Source organism: Anaeromyxobacter oryzae (assembly GCF_023169945.1).
In the GTDB taxonomy this organism is placed as follows: domain Bacteria; phylum Myxococcota; class Myxococcia; order Myxococcales; family Anaeromyxobacteraceae; genus Anaeromyxobacter; species Anaeromyxobacter oryzae.
In genome coordinates, this window is record NZ_AP025591.1 from 4,658,576 (window position 1) to 4,675,131 (window position 16,556).

General features: G+C 70.8%; 11 protein-coding genes. 5 read left to right on the top strand and 6 right to left on the bottom strand.

All coding sequences use genetic code 11. From position 1 onward, the window contains the following. Positions 1–41: 41 nt before the first annotated feature. Positions 42–413, bottom strand: coding sequence for a YciI family protein (locus AMOR_RS20435; RefSeq protein WP_248353607.1), 372 nt, complete (start codon positions 411–413; stop codon positions 42–44). Between the two features lie 192 nt (positions 414–605). On the opposite strand from AMOR_RS20435, the gene AMOR_RS20440 reads away from it, so the two are divergent. Then, positions 606–1,079 (top strand): cupin domain-containing protein, encoded by a 474-nt coding sequence (locus tag AMOR_RS20440; RefSeq protein WP_248353608.1) that lies wholly within the window; start codon positions 606–608, stop codon positions 1,077–1,079. A gap of 24 nt (positions 1,080–1,103) precedes the next feature. On the opposite strand, the gene AMOR_RS20445 is transcribed toward AMOR_RS20440, so the two are convergent. Next, entirely contained in the window at positions 1,104–2,018 is a 915-nt protein-coding gene (locus tag AMOR_RS20445; RefSeq protein WP_248353609.1) for a LysR family transcriptional regulator, read from the bottom strand. A gap of 99 nt (positions 2,019–2,117) precedes the next feature. On the opposite strand from AMOR_RS20445, the gene AMOR_RS20450 reads away from it, so the two are divergent. The 3 genes from AMOR_RS20450 to AMOR_RS20460 all read left to right on the top strand — a co-directional run bounded on the left by AMOR_RS20450 (position 2,118) and on the right by AMOR_RS20460 (position 4,760). Continuing rightward, positions 2,118–2,291, top strand: coding sequence for a hypothetical protein (locus AMOR_RS20450; protein ID WP_248353610.1), 174 nt, complete (start codon positions 2,118–2,120; stop codon positions 2,289–2,291). 188 nt (positions 2,292–2,479) lie between these two features. Continuing rightward, on the top strand, positions 2,480–3,166 hold the full coding sequence (locus AMOR_RS20455) for a hypothetical protein (RefSeq protein WP_248353611.1): 687 nt from the start codon (positions 2,480–2,482) through the stop codon (positions 3,164–3,166). Continuing rightward, the gene (locus AMOR_RS20460; protein WP_248353612.1) at positions 3,153–4,760 is read left to right on the top strand and encodes a sigma-54-dependent transcriptional regulator; all 1,608 of its coding nucleotides are present in this window, start codon (positions 3,153–3,155) and stop codon (positions 4,758–4,760) included. Before AMOR_RS20455 ends, AMOR_RS20460 begins: the two co-directional genes overlap by 14 nt. Here the strand turns inward: AMOR_RS20460 and AMOR_RS20465 are convergent. The 3 genes from AMOR_RS20465 to AMOR_RS20475 form a co-directional block, all read right to left on the bottom strand. Next, on the bottom strand, positions 4,757–6,196 hold the full coding sequence (locus tag AMOR_RS20465; RefSeq protein ID WP_248353614.1) for a sensor histidine kinase: 1,440 nt from the start codon (positions 6,194–6,196) through the stop codon (positions 4,757–4,759). The genes AMOR_RS20460 and AMOR_RS20465 overlap by 4 nt on opposite strands. A gap of 1 nt (position 6,197) precedes the next feature. Next, a complete protein-coding gene (locus tag AMOR_RS20470) occupies positions 6,198–7,115 on the bottom strand; it encodes a substrate-binding domain-containing protein (protein ID WP_248353616.1) in 918 nt (305 codons plus the stop codon). A gap of 172 nt (positions 7,116–7,287) precedes the next feature. After that, a complete protein-coding gene (locus AMOR_RS20475) occupies positions 7,288–10,269 on the bottom strand; it encodes a carboxypeptidase-like regulatory domain-containing protein (RefSeq protein ID WP_248353617.1) in 2,982 nt (993 codons plus the stop codon). A gap of 423 nt (positions 10,270–10,692) precedes the next feature. Here AMOR_RS20475 and AMOR_RS20480 point away from each other — a divergent pair, with 423 nt between their 5' ends. Further along, positions 10,693–12,132 carry a hypothetical protein gene (locus AMOR_RS20480; RefSeq protein ID WP_248353619.1) on the top strand — a complete coding sequence of 480 codons (1,440 nt, stop codon included), beginning with the start codon at positions 10,693–10,695 and terminating at the stop codon, positions 12,130–12,132. Here AMOR_RS20480 and AMOR_RS20485 read toward each other — a convergent pair. Further along, positions 12,129–16,505: an acyl-CoA dehydratase activase gene (locus tag AMOR_RS20485; RefSeq protein ID WP_248353620.1), complete on the bottom strand. Its 4,377-nt coding sequence runs from the start codon at positions 16,503–16,505 to the stop codon at positions 12,129–12,131. The two genes, AMOR_RS20480 and AMOR_RS20485, sit on opposite strands and share 4 nt — an antisense overlap. Positions 16,506–16,556 lie beyond the last annotated feature (51 nt).

Below are 16,556 nucleotides of genomic sequence, written 5' to 3' on the forward strand. Positions count from 1 at the left end.
CTCCTCTCGAATCCAGGGTCGCCTGCTCGCGTCGTCGTGCGCTACGGGCCCATGCCGGGGTCGAACATCGGCCGGACCTCCGACTCGCCCTCGAACCCGGGCCAGTGCTTCCGGTGCAGCTCCATGAACTCGGTGGCGATCCGGATCGCGTCGGCCTTCGAGTCCGCCTTCAGGATGGCCCAGCCCCCGATGACCTCCTTCGCCTCGGTGAACGGGCCATCGGTCACGGTGATCTTGCCGTTCGCGAGCCGCAGCCGGACCCCGTCCTTGCTCGGCAGCAGGCCGCCCGTGTCGACGAGCGTGCCGTCCTTGAACGCCTTCTCGACGAACTTGCCCATCGCCTCCATGAGCGCCGGCGGGGGCGGGGACGAGCGGTACGACTCGGAATGGCGAATGAACGTCAGGTATTTCATGGCTCCTCCGGTGGGTTCGATCACGCGACGAACGAGCACGGGCGGGATCGACATGACACCGTTCCGGTGACGATCAGGCCCCATGCAGGTTCGAACCCCGTTCAGGCTCATCGACGTCGCGTTTCTCCGGTGCCCTCCGCGCAGCGACGCGCGAATGATCCAGGGCATCGAGACCGCGCTAGGCGGGCATCCATGGCCAAGACGAAGCTGGTGAAGAGGAAGCTGAGCGAACGGGCGAGGGTCGCGAGCCGGAGGACGGCTCCGACGCGGCGGCGGGCGCCGAGGCCCGAGCCGCGGTTCGTCGCCGTCAAGGGGGCCACGCGCCGAGACGCCGGCGCCGTGCAGCTCGAGATCGGTCGAGCCGGCGCCGCACGCGTGAAGCGCGCCATCTATCCGCCGGGGTTTCGCTGGTCGGTCGACATGAAGCCGGTCGTCCGCTCGGACCTCTGCATGCACGCGCACGTCGGCTTCCTCGCGAGCGGTGCGCTCCGCATCGAGTACCCCGACGGCTGCACCGTCGAGTACGAGGCCCCGCAGATCGTGGCGATCGACCCCGGCCACGACGGGGCCGTGCTCGGTGACGCGCCGGCCGTGCTGATCGAGTTCGACTTCGAGGGGGACACCGTCAACCGCCTCGGGATGCCTGGGTCGCATCGGCATCCATGAGAAGCGGGCAGGGAAGCGACGAGCTCAGGCGCGCTGCCTCGACCCGGTCGCCATCTCGCGCGCGACGTCCACGAAGGCCCTGAGCGCGGGCGATACCTGGGCTCGGCTCGGGAAGTAGAGGAAGAACCCCGGCACGGCCGCCGCATACGGCTCGAGGACGAGGCGCAGGCTCCCGCGGCGCAGCTCGTCGGCGATCTGCGGCTCGAACGCGTAGAGGAGGCCCACTCCCGCGACGGCGAGAAGTCGCATGAGCTCGGTGTCGTTGGTCGTGACCGTTCCCTGGACGGGAACGCGCCACGCCTTCCTCCCGCGCTCGAGCTCCCACGCGTAACGGGCGCCGCTCGTGGACGCGCGGATGCAGAGGCAGTCGTGGTGGAGGAGGTCTTGCGGCTTCTCCGGGACGCCCCGTCGCGCGAGGTACGCGGGAGCGCCCGCGACGACGAAGCGGCCCGGGTCCGTGAGGCGGACCTGGACCATGTCCCGCTCGATGGCCTCGGAGAGGCGGATGCCCGCGTCGAGGCCCTCGGCGACGATGTTCACGAACCGGTTCTCGACCTGGACCTCGACCTCCACCTTCGGATACCGCTCGACGAACCGCGGCAGCAGTCGAGCGACGACGAGCGTCACGGCCACGGCCGGTACCGAGAGCCGGACCCGCCCCGTGACCTCTCCGGGCCGGGCCGACACCGTCTTCAGAGACTCCAGCGCCTGGTCCACCGCTGCGCCTGCGTTCTCGAGCAGGCGCTGCCCCGCGTCCGTGAGCCCCACGGTCCGCGACGTCCGCGTGAGCAGCGTGACGCCGAGGCGCGCCTCGAGCTGCCGGACGGACTGGCTCAGGGCGGAGGTGGAGACGCCGAGGTGCTTCGCAGCAGCCGCGAAGCTGCGGTGGCGCGCGACCGCGATGAACGAGTTCAGGGCATTGAGCGGCGTGAAGGCCACCGTGAAGCTTTCCTACACGAGCGCGCTGTCCGGCGCCAGCGGCGCGCGCTTCCGGCCACCGGCGCGATGGGGAGGCTGAGCGCGTCGACGAGGCCGGCGATGCGCCACCCGACCACCTCGACGATCGCGAGCGCAACCTGCAAGACAGGTCACCCGACCGTCGTTGCGTTCTCGGCGGCGATGACGTGGCTCGTGGGCGTCCGCCAGGTCGGCGCGACGCGGCGCGTGGCATTCAACACGACGCCGGTCGTTGCGTGTGCCGGCCCGCTGTGAGAGCGGACGTTGGCCCCGCGGGTACGAGATGGCCCGCGGGTACGAGCTGACGGCCCAAGGGGCGTAGGCCCTGCGGGTTCTTCACCTGGAGTCTTCTCGGGGCGCGTCCCCCACCCTACCTTCCGCTGCAAGGGGGACGGGGCATGAGACAGCTCGATGCTGTGAGGTTCGGCGTCACGACGGTCGCCGTGGCGCTCGCGACCGGATGCGCGACGAGCGGCGGGAACCACGGCTTGGCGACGGTGGCGGATGCCGACTTCGCGCAGCTCCAGGCCGCTCAAATGGGGTCGGTGGAGCTGGCGCGCCAGGCCGTGCTCCGCACCAAAGACGAGCAGGCCCGCGCGCAGCTGCGCCTCAAGGAGGCGTACCACGAGGATCAGCTGGCCGCGGCCGATGGAAAGAGCGCCCAGGCCGCGATCGAGCAGGCGAGGACCAAAGAGCAGATCGCCAACGAGCCCCGCGATCAGGCCAAGCTCGAGCAGGCGCGGGCGCAGATGGAGACGGCCAGCATGCAGCAGCGCGCAGCGGCCGCACGCGCCGATTACGCGAAGAAGCTGATCGACGCTCGCCTCTCCTCGGCCCAGGCGGCCGAAAAGAAGACGACGCTCGAGGAGGCGAAGCTCGAGGTCGCCAAGCTCCAGGCGCTGCAGAACGCCAACGTCCAGACGGCGGGCAAGTACGACATGACCGGATTCGAGCAGCGCGTGCAGAGCGCCGAGGCGGATTACCGGTCGGCGCAGCAGAAGGCCAAGGATCAGGAGTGGTGGGCGCAGAAGGCCCAGCGCGTGTACGGCGACGCGAAGAGCGAGCTCGAGGCGCAGACGGCCCCGGTGGGCACGCCGCAGACCGGCACTGGCTCCGGTGGAACCCGCTGAGTCGACCGTTGGTGAAAGGCAGGTCGGTGCCATCGGCCGGCGACGGTTCTCCGTCCTGCGCCGCATCTACCTGCTCGTCGTGGCGCTCGTCGGGGGCCTGGCCGGCATCGGCTGGGCGTGGCCTTGGCTCGACGCGTATCTCGCGAGACGGCCTGCCGTGCAAGCAGGCGCCTCGATGGACGTGTCCAGTCCATGTCCCGGGGCTAGAGTGTCAAGCATGAAGCTCTTGCTCGCGGAGGACGACCGGATCGTCAGGATCACGGTACGCGACGCTCTCGCGGACGACGGGTATGCCGTCACCGAATGCGCCGACGGGACCTCGGCGCTCCACGCCGTGCAGGCGGAAGTCTTCGACATCGTGCTGTCCGATGTTCGCCTGCCGGGCGTGGACGGCATCGCGCTGTTCCGAGCCGTCCGGCAGATCAACCCGCGCGCCGCAGTCGTGCTGATGACCGCGTTCGCGGACGCCGACGACGCCGTCGCGGTGATGCGCGAGGGCGCCCGCGACTACGTCCAGAAGCCGTTCGAGATCGACGAGCTCCTCCTTCGCATCAGGCGCGTCAGGGACGAGATCGCGTTTCGCGCCCGCATGGAGACGGGACAGGGCCCCACGCGGCCGGAGCCGCTCCGCGGGGATTCGCCCGCGATGCAGCGCCTGCGCGAGCGCGTGGACGCCGCAGCGCAGAGCGAGGTCGCGGTGCTCCTCACGGGCGAGACGGGCACCGGCAAGGACCTCTGCGCTCGTACGATTCACGAGCGGAGTCGTCGGGCGGACAAACCCTTCGTCGCGGTGAATTGCGCGGCCATACCGGACACGCTGTTCGAGGCGGAGCTCTTCGGCCACGAGAAGGGGGCGTTCACTGGCGCCGACCGGCGCCGCGTCGGGCGGTTCGAGGCGGCGAACGGTGGGACGCTGCTCCTGGACGAGGTCGGAGAGCTCGCGGCTGCAAGCCAGGCGAAGCTCCTTCGGGTGCTGGAGTCCTCCACGTTCGAGCCCGTCGGCTCGAGCCGTCCGGTCAAGGTGGACGTTCGCGTCCTCGCCGCGACGAACCGCGATCTCGCGGCGGACGCCGCCCAGGGTCGCTTTCGCCGCGATCTGTACTACCGGCTGAACGTCATCGACCTCCACGTCCCGCCACTGCGAGAGCGCCGGGCGGACCTCCCGGTGCTGGTCCGCGCGTTCTCGGAGGAGATCGCGAGCCGCCAGGGACGCCCGGTGCCGGAGCTCGCGCCGGACGTGGTCGCCGCCCTGGCTGCGTACGACTATCCCGGGAACGTCCGCGAGCTGCTCCACGCGCTGGAGCGAGGCGTCGCGCTGTCTCGCGGCGGCCCGATCGAACTCGACCACCTTCCGGCGGACATCGCCGCGACGTTCGCGCGAGAGCCCTCTGGCGCGCCGTCACTGGAGCATGTCCAGCCGCTCGGGGAGGCCGTCGCGGTGTTCGAGCGGGAGTACATCCAGCGGGTCCTCGACAAGGCCGGAGGGCACAAGACGCGCGCGGCGGCGCTGCTCGGCATCTCGCGCAAGAACCTCTGGGAGCGGCTTCGCGACGCGACGCGGGACGGTGGCGAGGACGACGCGAACGAGCGCTAGGAGGCGCGCGCCGCCGCGACGGCGCGAAGCCACAGCGTGACGACCGTACCTCCGCGCTCGGGGAACTCGAACCCGAGCTCGCCCCCGTGGGCGTCGGCGATGGTGCGCGTCACCGACAGGCCGAGGCCGGTGCCCTCGCCCTCGGGCTTCGTGCTGAAGAACGGGTCGAGGATGCGGTCGCGGATCTCGAGCGGGATCCCGGGACCGTCGTCCTCGACCGCGAGCCCGACCTGGCCGTCGCGATGCCGGATGCGGACGCGGACCTCGCCGCCCTCCGGTGTCACGTAGGCCGCGTTGAGCAGGAGGTTCACGAGCGCCTGGCCCGCCTGCCGGCGGTCGGCGAGGACGGTCGCGTCGCCAACGCCGTCGACCGCGACCGACGCGCCGATCCGGCGCCGCTCGAGGAGCGGGCGGACGAGCCGCACGGCGTCCTCCGCGAGCTCAGGCGCGCTGCGCGGCTCGAGCCGCGTCGCGTGCGGTCTGCCGTAGTCGAGGAGCCGGCGGACGACCTCCTCGATCCTGGACAGCCCCTCGTCCATGAGCGCGAGGTACTCGCGGCGCTTCGGCTCGGCGAGGTCGCCGCGCTCGAGCCGCCGCACGCAGTTCTTGAGGCCGGCGAGCGGGTTGTTCACCTCGTGCGCGACGCCGGCCACGAGCGAGCCCAGCGCGGCGAGCCGCTCGGTCTCGACCGCCTTCTGGCGGGCCCGTTCCTGCTCCGCGTGCGCCGCCTCCAGGCGGCGCATCATCTTGTTGAAGCGGTGCCCGAGCACGGCGACCTCGTCCGAGCCGCGGGCTTCCACGATCGGTCCCTCGACGAGGACCGCGGGGTCGAAGCGATCCGCCGCTTCCAGCATCTCGTTCACCGGCCGGGCGATGGCGCGTCCGGCCAGGAACGCCGCCGCGAACCCGGCCACGATGACCCCGAGGGCGAGCTCGCCGAGGTGGATGGCCAGCTCGCGGCGGAGAACGCCCAGCGACTTCATGCCGAGCCCGAGCCGGACCTGTCCGAGGCTGCCGCCGAGGATGGGCTCGGAGAGGTCGAGGACCTCGGCGCCGTCGAGCTTCACCAGGACCGGCGAGACGTCGCCGGCGCCACGGAGGCGCAGGAGACCTTCGGGCGTGTGACCGTCGAAGGACGACGCGACGACGTGATCGCCCCGGACGATGAAGCAGTAGCTGACGTCACCCGAGCTCGCGGCCGCGCTGTGAACGAGGCCGTACAGCGTCATCACGTCGTTCACCAGCAGCGGATCGTCGGCCTGCTCCGCCACGAGGCGGGCGACGCGGTGGCCCAGCTCGGCCTGCGCGTCGAGGAGCGCTCGGGAGGCGATGCGGTTCCCGATGACGAGGTGGACGGCGTGCATGGCGACCACGCCGAGCGCGGCGAGGAGCGCCAGCTTCATCCACAGCCGGAACCGCGGTCGACGGTTCGGCACGTCAGCGACCGTCGAGCATGCGCGCGGCCGACGCGTACAGCCCGGGCGAAGGCTCGGCGAACCGATCGAACCGGAGGAGCTTCAGCGTGGCGGCGGCTTCGGGGTCGCGGTCGAGGCCCAGCAGGACCTCGCGGAGGCGGGCACGGGCCTCAGGGGGCAGGCGCGTCGAGACGACGACCGGCATCGCGCCGAGGGGAGGGGACCTGTGAATGACACGGAGCCGCTGCTCGAGCGTCGGGTCGCGGGCCTCGAGCTCGGCGAGCACACCCCCGTGGACGGCCGCGCCGTCCACGAGCCCGCTCGCGACTGCATGGATCGAGCGGTCGTGGCTGCCCGTGTAGGTGATGCCGCCGAAGAAGTGATCCGGATCGAACCCGCGATCCCGCAGGAGCCGGACCGGGTACAGGCGGCCGGAGAACGACAGCTCGTCGGTGAAGGCGAAGCGCCGCCCCTGGAGGCCGCCGATGTCCTTGATGTCGCTCGCGGCGGAGACGACGATCACGGACTCGTAGGACTCCCCACCCGCCACCACCGGAACGGCCACGATCTCCACCGCGCGCGGCGCACGCTTCTGGAGATCGAGGTACCCGCCGGTGCAGAGGAGGGCAGCGTCCAGCTCGCCGGAGATGAGCAGCTCGTTGACCTCGCGGTACGTCCGGCGCTGCTCGAACTGCACCGTCCGGTCGAGCAGCCGTCCGACCCGATCGAAGAGTCTGGTGTACGAGGCATACGTGTCGCGTGGCGATTCGATCGCGGCGACCGAGAACCGGAGCACGGTTGCCTGGGACGACGACGGCGCGGGAGCGGGTTTCGACGGCGGCGTCCGGGTCTCGACGACCGCCGTCCGGTAGGGAGACGTCTCGCAGGCGGTGAGCGCCGCCGCGACGAAGGTCAGGAACGCCATCGAGAGTAGCCGCACGTGGTCATGGTACTTCGGTTCGGACTGGACCCGCACGCCAGCCGGCCACCGCACCGGGGCGAGCAGGCGAGCGGCCGCGCACCGTCTCCGCCGTCGTCGAGGCCGCGAATGGCAGCGGCGCCCCGTCCGCGCTGCAACGCGGGCGGGGCGCCGGACGAACGACCAGACCTCGTTACGGCGCGGTCACCGAGGTGAAGCAGGAGCTCCAGAACGGATCCGCCCGGTGCTCGCTGAGCGGGAAGTACGACGGATAGAGGGCCGTCGTGTCGGGACACACGATCGACGCCCGGCGCGAGCCGACGTGGCACTTGCTGCACGAGCTCGGCATGAAGTCGAACCGGTCGTACTTCGTGCCGGACGCGCTCACGAACTGGGCGGTGTAGGCGGACTGGTACGTCGGGCCGAAGCGCGACACGGCGTTCGCCTTCCAGGGCCAGATGATGTCGAACACGTGCGAGGCCTCGTCGCCCTCGATGACGGTCTTCGCGCCGTTCGCGTCCGTGCCGGTGACGTACCCGCCGGACTTGGCGACCTTGGGCATGTGGCACGACGTGCAGCGGCCGACCGGCATCGACTCGTTGGTCGGGTCGTAGTTCGCCATCATGTTCGCCTTGTCGAACATGTGCTGGCCCACCGCGCTGGCGACCGCGATCTGGGAGCCCAGGATCTCGTCGGCGGTGGGCGCGTAGGCGACCCCGTTCAGCGCGGCGGCGCCGCCCGACGCCGCGTGGATGTTGGCGACGTCCAGCTTGGACACGCTTGCGAACGGCGTCCCGGGGATGCCGGCGTGGCAGCCCAGGCAAGCCACGTTGTTCCGGTAGTCGGCGGCCGTGAGCGCGACCTGGTCCTGGCCCGACTGGAGGGTGGGTGAGGACTTGAACAGCGAGTGCGGCTCGTGGCAGCTCCCGCAGGTCGTCTTCAGGTACGGGTTGTTCACGTGGGCGGACTGCTCGAGCATGATGTACTGCTGCCGGTGCTGCAGGCCGTAGACCTTCCCGCCGTTCGCTGCCGGATCCCAGCTCGTCTCGTCGTCGGTGAGCCGCTCCTGCCAGTTATCGAAGAACGAGCCGAGGTCGTACACGCCGGGGACGTAGCTCCCGCCGCCCACCAGGCTCGCGTTGCCGGCGTTCCAGGGGAACTCGAAGCCGTAGTCCTGCGCCGGGTTGACGTTCGTGCCGGCGTCGAACGCGTGGCACTTGCCGCAGAGCTGCCGCTCGGAGGACGCCGTCAGGTACTTCGGGTTGATGATCGCGTTGCCACGGCCGCCGCCCGCATTGGCGTGCTCCGAGCCGGGCCCGTGGCACTGCTCACAGGTCACGTTCTCGTCGAGGAACGCGTAGGCCTTGATGGCCGCGAACCGGAACGGGCTGTTGTTCGGGGCGCCATCGCGGCCGAAGGGCAGCGTGACATCGAGGAGGTCCCAGTCGAGCGTCAGGCCGGTGTTGTGGCACCCGGCGCAGGCGTGCGAGAAGGTCCGGGCGCGGCTCGACCACGACTCGCCGGGGAACTTCTGCTCGGTGGGGTGGTAGCCGTTGATGCCGTAGACCCCGTTGTTGCGGTCACCGGACTCGACGAACTGGATCGGCAGCGTGAGGCTGTCGAGATCCTTGCCGGCCGTGTAGCCCCACGCGGCGGCCGCCTTGACGTCCGAGAGCGGGCCCTGGAAGCGCTGCTTGAAGACGCCCATGTTCTGGTGGGCGTTCCCGTTCCCGTCCTTGTCGCCCTGCCCGCCGTAGATGACGGCGATGCGGACCATCGGCACGGCCGGGTTCGTGTTGGCGACCGCATCGAAGATGCTGCCGTCGCTGCACGTGTACGGCGAGCCGCCGAACTTCTGGACGTACTCGTCGTTCACGATGGTGATGCCGTCCTTGAGGTTGCAGAGGTACACGTTGACCTGCCCGTCGGCGTACTTGGTCGTGCCGCCAGCCGCGCAGGTGGCGCCGCTCGGAGCGTTGCCGTAGATGCAAGGGTCGTTCGCGTCGTAGTTCGGGTTGGTCGCCTTCACGCCCGGCCAGTTGGGCGCGACGATGTCGTTGGAGTCCTGCGGCAGCATCTTGGTGTACGTGCGCGAAGCGGCGGCCGTGCCGTAGCTCGCGTTGCTGAGCGAGGTCACCGTCGGCGCGAAGGTCGCGGGGGCGGAGAGCGTGAGGTGCGTGTCGTCCGCGATCGAGAGGACCGTGCCGAGCTGCTGCCAGCCGAGGCCGACCGGTGTGTAGCCGAGCTTGTCGCCGACCTGGACCTGCGTCGTGAACGACGTGCCCGCGCCGACCACCGCGGACGACGCGGCTGCGACGGAGATGGTGCCCGCGAGCGGGACCATCACGACGCGGGGCGTCTTCAGCGTCGCGTTGAGCATGCGGGAGAACGCACCCGCCACCGCGTGGCCGGTGCCGTCGCGCTGCACGCGGGTGAGCGAACGGAAGTGCGCGGAGCTCTGGTGGGTCGTGGCCACGCTGCCGTGGCAGGCCTGGCAGAGGGTCATGCCCGTGAACCGGGCGGCGTCGCTCGAGCGCGCCGAGAGAACGATCGTGACGTCCGAGACGCTCGCGCCCGCCGTGACGAATACCGCGCCGCGCGTCTCACCGTCGAGGTAGCTCGCGCTCGGCGCCTTGGCGCTCAGGAACACCGGACCGGGCGGGACGCCGGCGAGGGTGAACGCACCGTCCGCGCCCGTCGTGGCGCTCTGGCCGGACCCGGCGGTCACGAGGACGCCCGCCAGCGGGCTCGCCGCCGAGGTCGCGTCCGTGACCTTGCCCGCGATGGAGCCCGGGGCGGTCGCGGGGAGCTGGAGGACCAGATTGACGTTGGCCGTGCCGTTCGCCACGACTCCGACGCTGGCAAGCGTGAACGGGGCGAAGCCGTCCTTCGTCGCCGTGACGGCGTAGGCGCCGATGGCGACGTCCGGGATCGTGAACGTGCCGTCCGCCGCGGTCGTCGCCGTCGTGGTCGGCGGATCCGTCTGGACCGTGGCGCCCGCGAGCGGAGCGCCGCCCGCGTCCTTCACCCGGCCGGCCAGGTTGCCGCGGCTGGAGCCGGGCTGGCCCGGTTGCCCGGGCTGACCCGGCTCGCCCTGCAGGCCGGCGGGGCCCTTCGAGCCCTGACAGGCTGCCATGAACGTGAGGGCGACTGCGACGACGAGGACTCTCTTCATGCTGCTCCTCCCGAGGAGATGGGGACCAACGCCAGAAGTCTGGGCGACCCCATCTGCACGCCGTTGGCCATCGATCGGCGCCGCGTTCCGGACGCCAACCCCCGGACACGACGATGGCTTCTCGCGAGAGGCGATGGGCGACGTTACCGGCGGGTAACGTGGCGGAAAGAGCCGCTACCGTGAGGTGACGCTCCGGGAGGAACGCCACGGCGCGCCACCGGCAGGGTGACACCCCCCGGAGCCGGTCACCACCCGTGACCTGCGTGGCGAGATTGCGCGTACCCAGCGTCGCTGGCCGGATTCTGGCCGTGCCCGGTCACGGACCGGTGATCAACGGAAGAGGAGCATCAGGTGAAAAGCGCTGCCCGCGCAGGACTCCTCGTCGCAGCCGTCGCATCCAGCCTCTGTCTCGCCCCCAACGCCTTGGCCGTTCCGACCTACGCGCGTCTCTACGGCGTGGACTGCTCGAACTGCCACTCGATGTGGGGATCCCTCAACGTCAACGGCGCGACGTTCCGGCTGAGCGGCTACCGCGCGATGGCAGGCCAGGACCTCCCGCCGCTCGACAAGCCGATCGAGATCGGCAAGGGAGGCGCGGTGTCGCTCCCGGGCGTCTTCCCGATCTCGCTCATCACCGGGGTGGCGATCGAGTACCGCCGCGAGCAGCGGGACGCGCCGGCGGCGCTGCGCGATCCGCCGGGAGAGAGCGGCCCCATCACGCGCGCCGGGTCCAACTTCACCGTCGCCGATGCGTCCATCTTCCTCAGCGCGCCGCTCGGCAAGCACCTCTCGTTCTTCATCGAGTTCCCGATGTTCGAGACGAAGGCGTGGGAGTTCACCCCGACCGGGCCCGGCGAGGCCCGCGTCGCGCAGCACGGGAACATCCAGCTGCCGACCGAGACGCCCGTCTTCGAGGTCGCGAAGTTCTGGTGGAACAACCTGCTCGGCAGCCGAGCGCCGCGCGACAGCGTGAACCTCCTCGGCGGCATCACCCAGCTGCCGCTCGCGTATCCATCCGGCAAGGTACGACTGTCGGTGAATCAGTACCTCGTGTACGAGCGGCGCGGTCTCGACTACATCAGCCCGCGCCGCGTCGATGATCTCTTCACGGATCCCGCGATCTCCGACCGGCTCTTCCGGCTGAGCGAGCCGCAGGGACTGCTCGAGGTGAACGGGATGATCGTCCCCGGCGCCCCGGTGGATGCGGTCGCGAAGCCGCAGACGCCGTGGCTCGAGTACCACGTCGGCGGCACGACCGCGTCCAACGCCGCATCCGACGGAAACCTCGCGAAGGGCGTGTACGGACGGTTCGTGGGACGCTGGTACGGCCAGGCGCTCGGGGTGTTCGGGATCTGGACGCCGAACCTCGTCGACGACGCGATGATCTCGGCCGCGACGCTGACCGGCCCGGGCGGCGCCCGGATCATCAAGGACGGACACTTCCAGAGCGCCCGGGTCAGCGCCGGCCCCGATGCGACGCTCAGCCTCGCGCCGTTCAAGATCCCCGTCTCGCTGGAGAACAACGTACTCTACAGCCGCGAGAGCAACCCCACCGGCTACGGTAAGGAGTTCGCCTGGTGGGGCGGGTTCCACCAGCTCAACTACTTCCCGACGAAGAGGTCGGTCGTCTACGCACGCTACGACTGGATCTTGGGGGACTACTTCGACGACACCGGCGCGGGCGGCGACAGCAAGGCTCATCCGCGCGAATGGGACCTCATCGGCGGGCTGCAGTTCCTCGTCCTCGAGAACCTCAAGCTCATCGGCGAGTACCGGCACCACGAGTTCGACGACCGGATCACGGGCGGGAGCTCGACCTTGAAGGACGACGGCTTCACCGTCCGGGCGATGACCGGCTTCTAGCCGCGCACGGCCCCGCCGTCGCAGCGCCGCGGTCCTGCCAGGTGACCGCGCTCGAGGACCGTCTTTCCTTGCCGCTCGGCGATCCGCCGTGCCTGGAGGCAGAAGCTCTCCAGCTTGGCCACGAGCAGCTGCGGGTACGGGTTGCCGTCCACCTCGATGGTGAGGAACGGGATCCGGTCGTCCGGCCCGAAGCGGCCGCCCTCGTACGGCACGCCGGCCTGGGCGTAGGCCCGCGCCCTGTCCTCCTGGCGGAGGTGGTTCGAGGCCACCGCCTCCGTGAAGCGGGTCACCATGCAGCCGAACGGGCCGATGTTGACGAAGCCCGCCACCTTGTCGAGGCCGTCCTTGAGGATCTTGCCGGTGGAGAGCCCCGGCTCGCCGGTGAGGCGGTGCGAGATGAGGTGCTCGGAGTACCGGTCGTACTCCGAGACGTCGATCCGCTCGGGGTCGTAGAGGCCGGAGCGGCCGAGGATGTCCTTGATCTTCCGCTCGGTGACGAGCTGCACAGCGTCCGAGACGTAGAACTCGAACCAGTCCTTGAGCCGGTACCGGGGCTTCCAGACGCCCTTCTTGATGAGGTGGTTGTTGTAGAAGAGCCACTCGTGGATGGAGGCGCTGCGCGCCACGAAGCCCTTCTCCGCGAGGATCCGCGCCAGGCCTCCGTTGGACCAGCCGTCGCGCCGCACGAAGATCTCGCCGGTGATCACCACCTGCGGTGCGTCCGCGAGGGGCAGGCGCAGCGGGATCGCGGCGAGGCGGGCCGACGTCGCCTCCAGCTGCCGGTAGAGGTCCACGTCGGAGCGGCCGGCGATGATCTCCACGACGCGGGCGAACTCCTTCTCCAGGACGGCCAGGGCCCCCGGGACGTCCACGGCCAGCGCGAGGAGGGCGTTGCGGACGTCGTCGAGCACGTCCGAGACGACGATGGCCTTCCAGGCCACCAGCGAGAACTCGGATCCCATTCCCGCGTAGCCGACCTCGCCCGCGAAGTAGAACGGGACGGCGTCCGGGATGCGCCGCTCGCGAATGAGCAGCTCGGTCGTGACGAAGTACTGGCCGAGGCGGCAGTAGCCGTGCGCCCGCGGCATGAAGATGGCCAACTTCTCGCCCGGCCGCCGGTGGTGCTCCAGGTAGCGCAGGAAGGAGCCCAGGATCGCGATCAGCGGGATGCACTCCTTGCCGGTGAGCACCGAGCGGCCGAGGCGGCGCACCTCCTCGTCGCCCGGGGGCAGCGCCACGGCGTGCACGCCCACCCTCTGCATGGCGGCCGCGAGCGCGCGCGTGCTGAGGTCGCCCATGGAGGGCAGCAGCACCTTCACCGAAGGGTCCTTGAAGGGCGTGCGACGGCCTGCCGAGTCGACGAACACCTGCTGATCGCCGTCCGCCTCGAGCCGCGACGGTCGGAAGTCGCCGCTGACCGGAGGCGTCCGCCGGAGCTGCCGGTGGTTCCGGACCACGTCGAGGAACGCGTCGATGCGAGTGTTGATCCCGGCGTCGGCGGTGTGCGCGTCCAGCTCCAGCGTCAGCGAGGGCTTGGGCCCCAGCAGGCGGCGCACGTGAGGCACGAGGAAGGAATCGAAGGCGCACAGGAAGCTGGTGGCGTAGACGGCGTAGAGCTGCTCGTCGCGCGCCACGAGCCGGGCCGTGCGCAGCAGCTTCTGGCCGATCTCCCAGTGCATGCTGGCGCGGAAGGGATCCGGCAGCTCCTCGCCGCGGGCGTCGAGCATGTCGTACGGGATGACGAGCACGTCGCGGCTGGCGAGCTTCCGCGGGATGCCCTTGTTGGCGTCGTCGGTGAGCGCGTTGTGCGGGCGGCCGAACAGGACGCACGCGAAGGCGCCCGGCGTGGCCCGCAGCCGCTCCAGCGCAGCCCGTCCGATCTCGCGGCACTCCTGCTCGAAGGCGTGCTGCACCTCGACGGCCGAGCCGAAGGCCGCCTCCGCGGCGCGCCGCGAGAACCCGAGCCGGTGGCCCAGGTCCACGAAGGCCCGCACCTGCGATGCGTAGCCCTCGCGGAAGTTGAGCGTCGGGGCGAGCACGCGGCCGCGCACGGCCTTGTCCTCGAAGGCCGCCGGCAGCCAGTAGGGCTCGCCCTGCGAGAAGAGGCAGGTGGCGCAGAAGTCCTGCCGGTCGTCGCCGCCCGGCACCCACAGCTCGCGCACCTGCGGGAGGAAGTACCAGTCCGGCGCCTGCTCGGTGAGGCGATCGAAGAAGCCGATGGCGAGCTGGGACGGGTAGCAGAGCGAGGTGGTCTGGCGGGTCAGCGCCGCCTCGTTCATCCGATCGGGCACCACGACCCGGCAACCCAGCGCCGTGAAGAAGCGATGGTAGAGGGGGAAGACGCCGTGCGTGAGCAACGCGCGGTTGATGCCGACGGTGGGGCCGGCGCCGGCCGGCGCGGTGGTGGCGTACTTCTCGAAGAGGAGCCGGGTGCGGACCTTCACCAGATCCTGCCGCTCGGCGTCCACCGCGCCGTGGCCGCGGTGCAGGTCGTAGTACTTCGCGCAGGCGCCGCCGAACGGATAGGTCTTCCCCTCCACCACCACCCGGCTGATGCGGCACTTCAGGTCGCAGCGCTCGCGCCCGCCCGGGCAGGTGAAGGGCTCCTCGTGGACCACCTGGCGCGCGGCGATCGCCGCGAGGTCGAAGCGGCGCGCCTCGAGCAGCCCGAGGCCGATCCGCTTCTTCACCTCCAGCGCGACGCCGAAGGCGCCCATCAGCCCGGGCTCGGGCGGCACGACGATGGGCTTGCCCAGCACCGCCGCCATCGCCAGCGGCACCGCCGCGTTGTAGCAGACGCCGCCCTGCATGAAGATCTTCTCGCCCACCGGGCGGTGGCCCTTCACGCGGTTCATGTAGTTGAGGCAGATCGAGTACACGAGGCCGGCCAGCACGTCCTCGCGCGAGATGCCCTCGTGCACCGCGTTCTTCACGTCGGAGGAGATGAACGCGGCGCACTGGTCGTTGAAGTTCGGCGGCCGGCGGGCGGCGAGGGCGAGCGGCGCGATCTCGTCGGCGTGCAGGTGGAACGACTCGAACGCCGACTCCTCGAGGAAGGAGCCGGTCCCGGCGGAGCAGGCCTCGTTCATCGCGTAGTCGGACGCCACGCCGTGGGTGAGGTGGGTGTACTTGGCGTCCTGGCCGCCGATCTCGAAGATGGTGTCCACCTCGGGGTCGAAGAAGGCGGCGGCCGCGGCGTGGGCCACGATCTCGTTCACCACGCCCTCGGTGAGCGCGTACAGACCGGCGATGTGGCGGCCCGAGCCGGTCACGCCGATCCCGATCACCTCCACGCGCGTGCCGGCGAGCCGCTGCAGCAGGGCTCGGAAGCAGGCCCGCGAGGCCTCCACCGGGTCGCCGCTGGTCCGCAGGTAGATCGAGCCGAGGAAGCGGTCGTCGCCGACGCGCAGCAACACCGCCTTCGTGGTGGTGGACCCCACGTCGAGGCCCACCACGCAGCGGTCGCCGGGCGCGGCCGTGGCGTACTCCAGCGACTCGAAGCGGACCAGGGACTCCGCACCGCGCAGCGGCGGCAGGAAGTCGAAGCTCGAGTGGCCGGCGCGGACGAGCGGGCGGCCCGGCGCGACGGGTGAGCCGCGCTCGAACGCGGCCAGGGCAGCGCCGAGCGCCTCGAACCACGCGGCCTCGGGCGGCACGTGGACCCGCCCCCCGAGGCGGGCCTCGAGATGGCGGACCACGGCGGCGTTGAGCGCCGTGCCGCCCACGAGCATCACCTTCCGGTGCGGGATGCGCGCGCAGAGGTCGGCGACCTTCGACGCGATCATCTCGCACAGGCCGGCGGTGACGTTCTCGATGGGCTCGCCCTTGTTCAGGGCGTGCGTGCAGTCCGACTTGCAGAACACCGAGCAACGCCCGGACACCGCGTAGGGCCGGCCCTTCAGGCCGAGCTCGACGGCCCGCTCCAGCGACAGATCCATGCGGCGCGTCTGCTGCAGGAAGAACTCGCCGGTACCGGAGGCGCACTTGTTCCCGGTGTGCACGGCGGCGATGCGCTGCTCGGTGTCCAGCGCGTACACCATGAAGGTCTCGCCGCCGGCGGAGACGAGCGTGTCGTAGCGCTCGCCGCGGGCCACCTGGCGCAGGGCGTACTCGGTCGCCTCCGGCTCGGCGATGGAGGGCAGCTCCACCGAGGTGCGCAGGCTACGGCCGGTGATCAGCACGGGCGCGTCGCCGGTGGCGAGCCCGGCCATGACGTCGACGAGGACGTCCTTCGGGTTGCCCTGGTGGTTGCGCCGCACGACTCCCGCGACCCGCGGCGCCTCGTCTTCCCGATCCCGCCGCAGCTCGACGGCGGTGACGGTGGACGCGCCCACGCAGAGGCCGAAGGCGCGCTGCACCGATGTGGTGGCCATCTGCCCCCCCGGGCGTGCGAGAAACGGCGCTCATTGTCGCCCTGCTGGAAT

Bases quoted from the DNA above. Each gene is read 5' to 3' on its own strand.
- AMOR_RS20435 (WP_248353607.1), bottom strand. From the start codon at position 413: ATGAAATACCTGACGTTCATTCGCCATTCCGAGTCGTACCGCTCGTCC.
- AMOR_RS20440 (WP_248353608.1), top strand. From the start codon at position 606: ATGGCCAAGACGAAGCTGGTGAAGAGGAAGCTGAGCGAACGGGCGAGG.
- AMOR_RS20450 (WP_248353610.1), top strand. From the start codon at position 2,118: ATGCGCCACCCGACCACCTCGACGATCGCGAGCGCAACCTGCAAGACA.
- AMOR_RS20475 (WP_248353617.1), bottom strand. From the start codon at position 10,269: ATGAAGAGAGTCCTCGTCGTCGCAGTCGCCCTCACGTTCATGGCAGCC.
- AMOR_RS20485 (WP_248353620.1), bottom strand. From the start codon at position 16,505: ATGGCCACCACATCGGTGCAGCGCGCCTTCGGCCTCTGCGTGGGCGCG.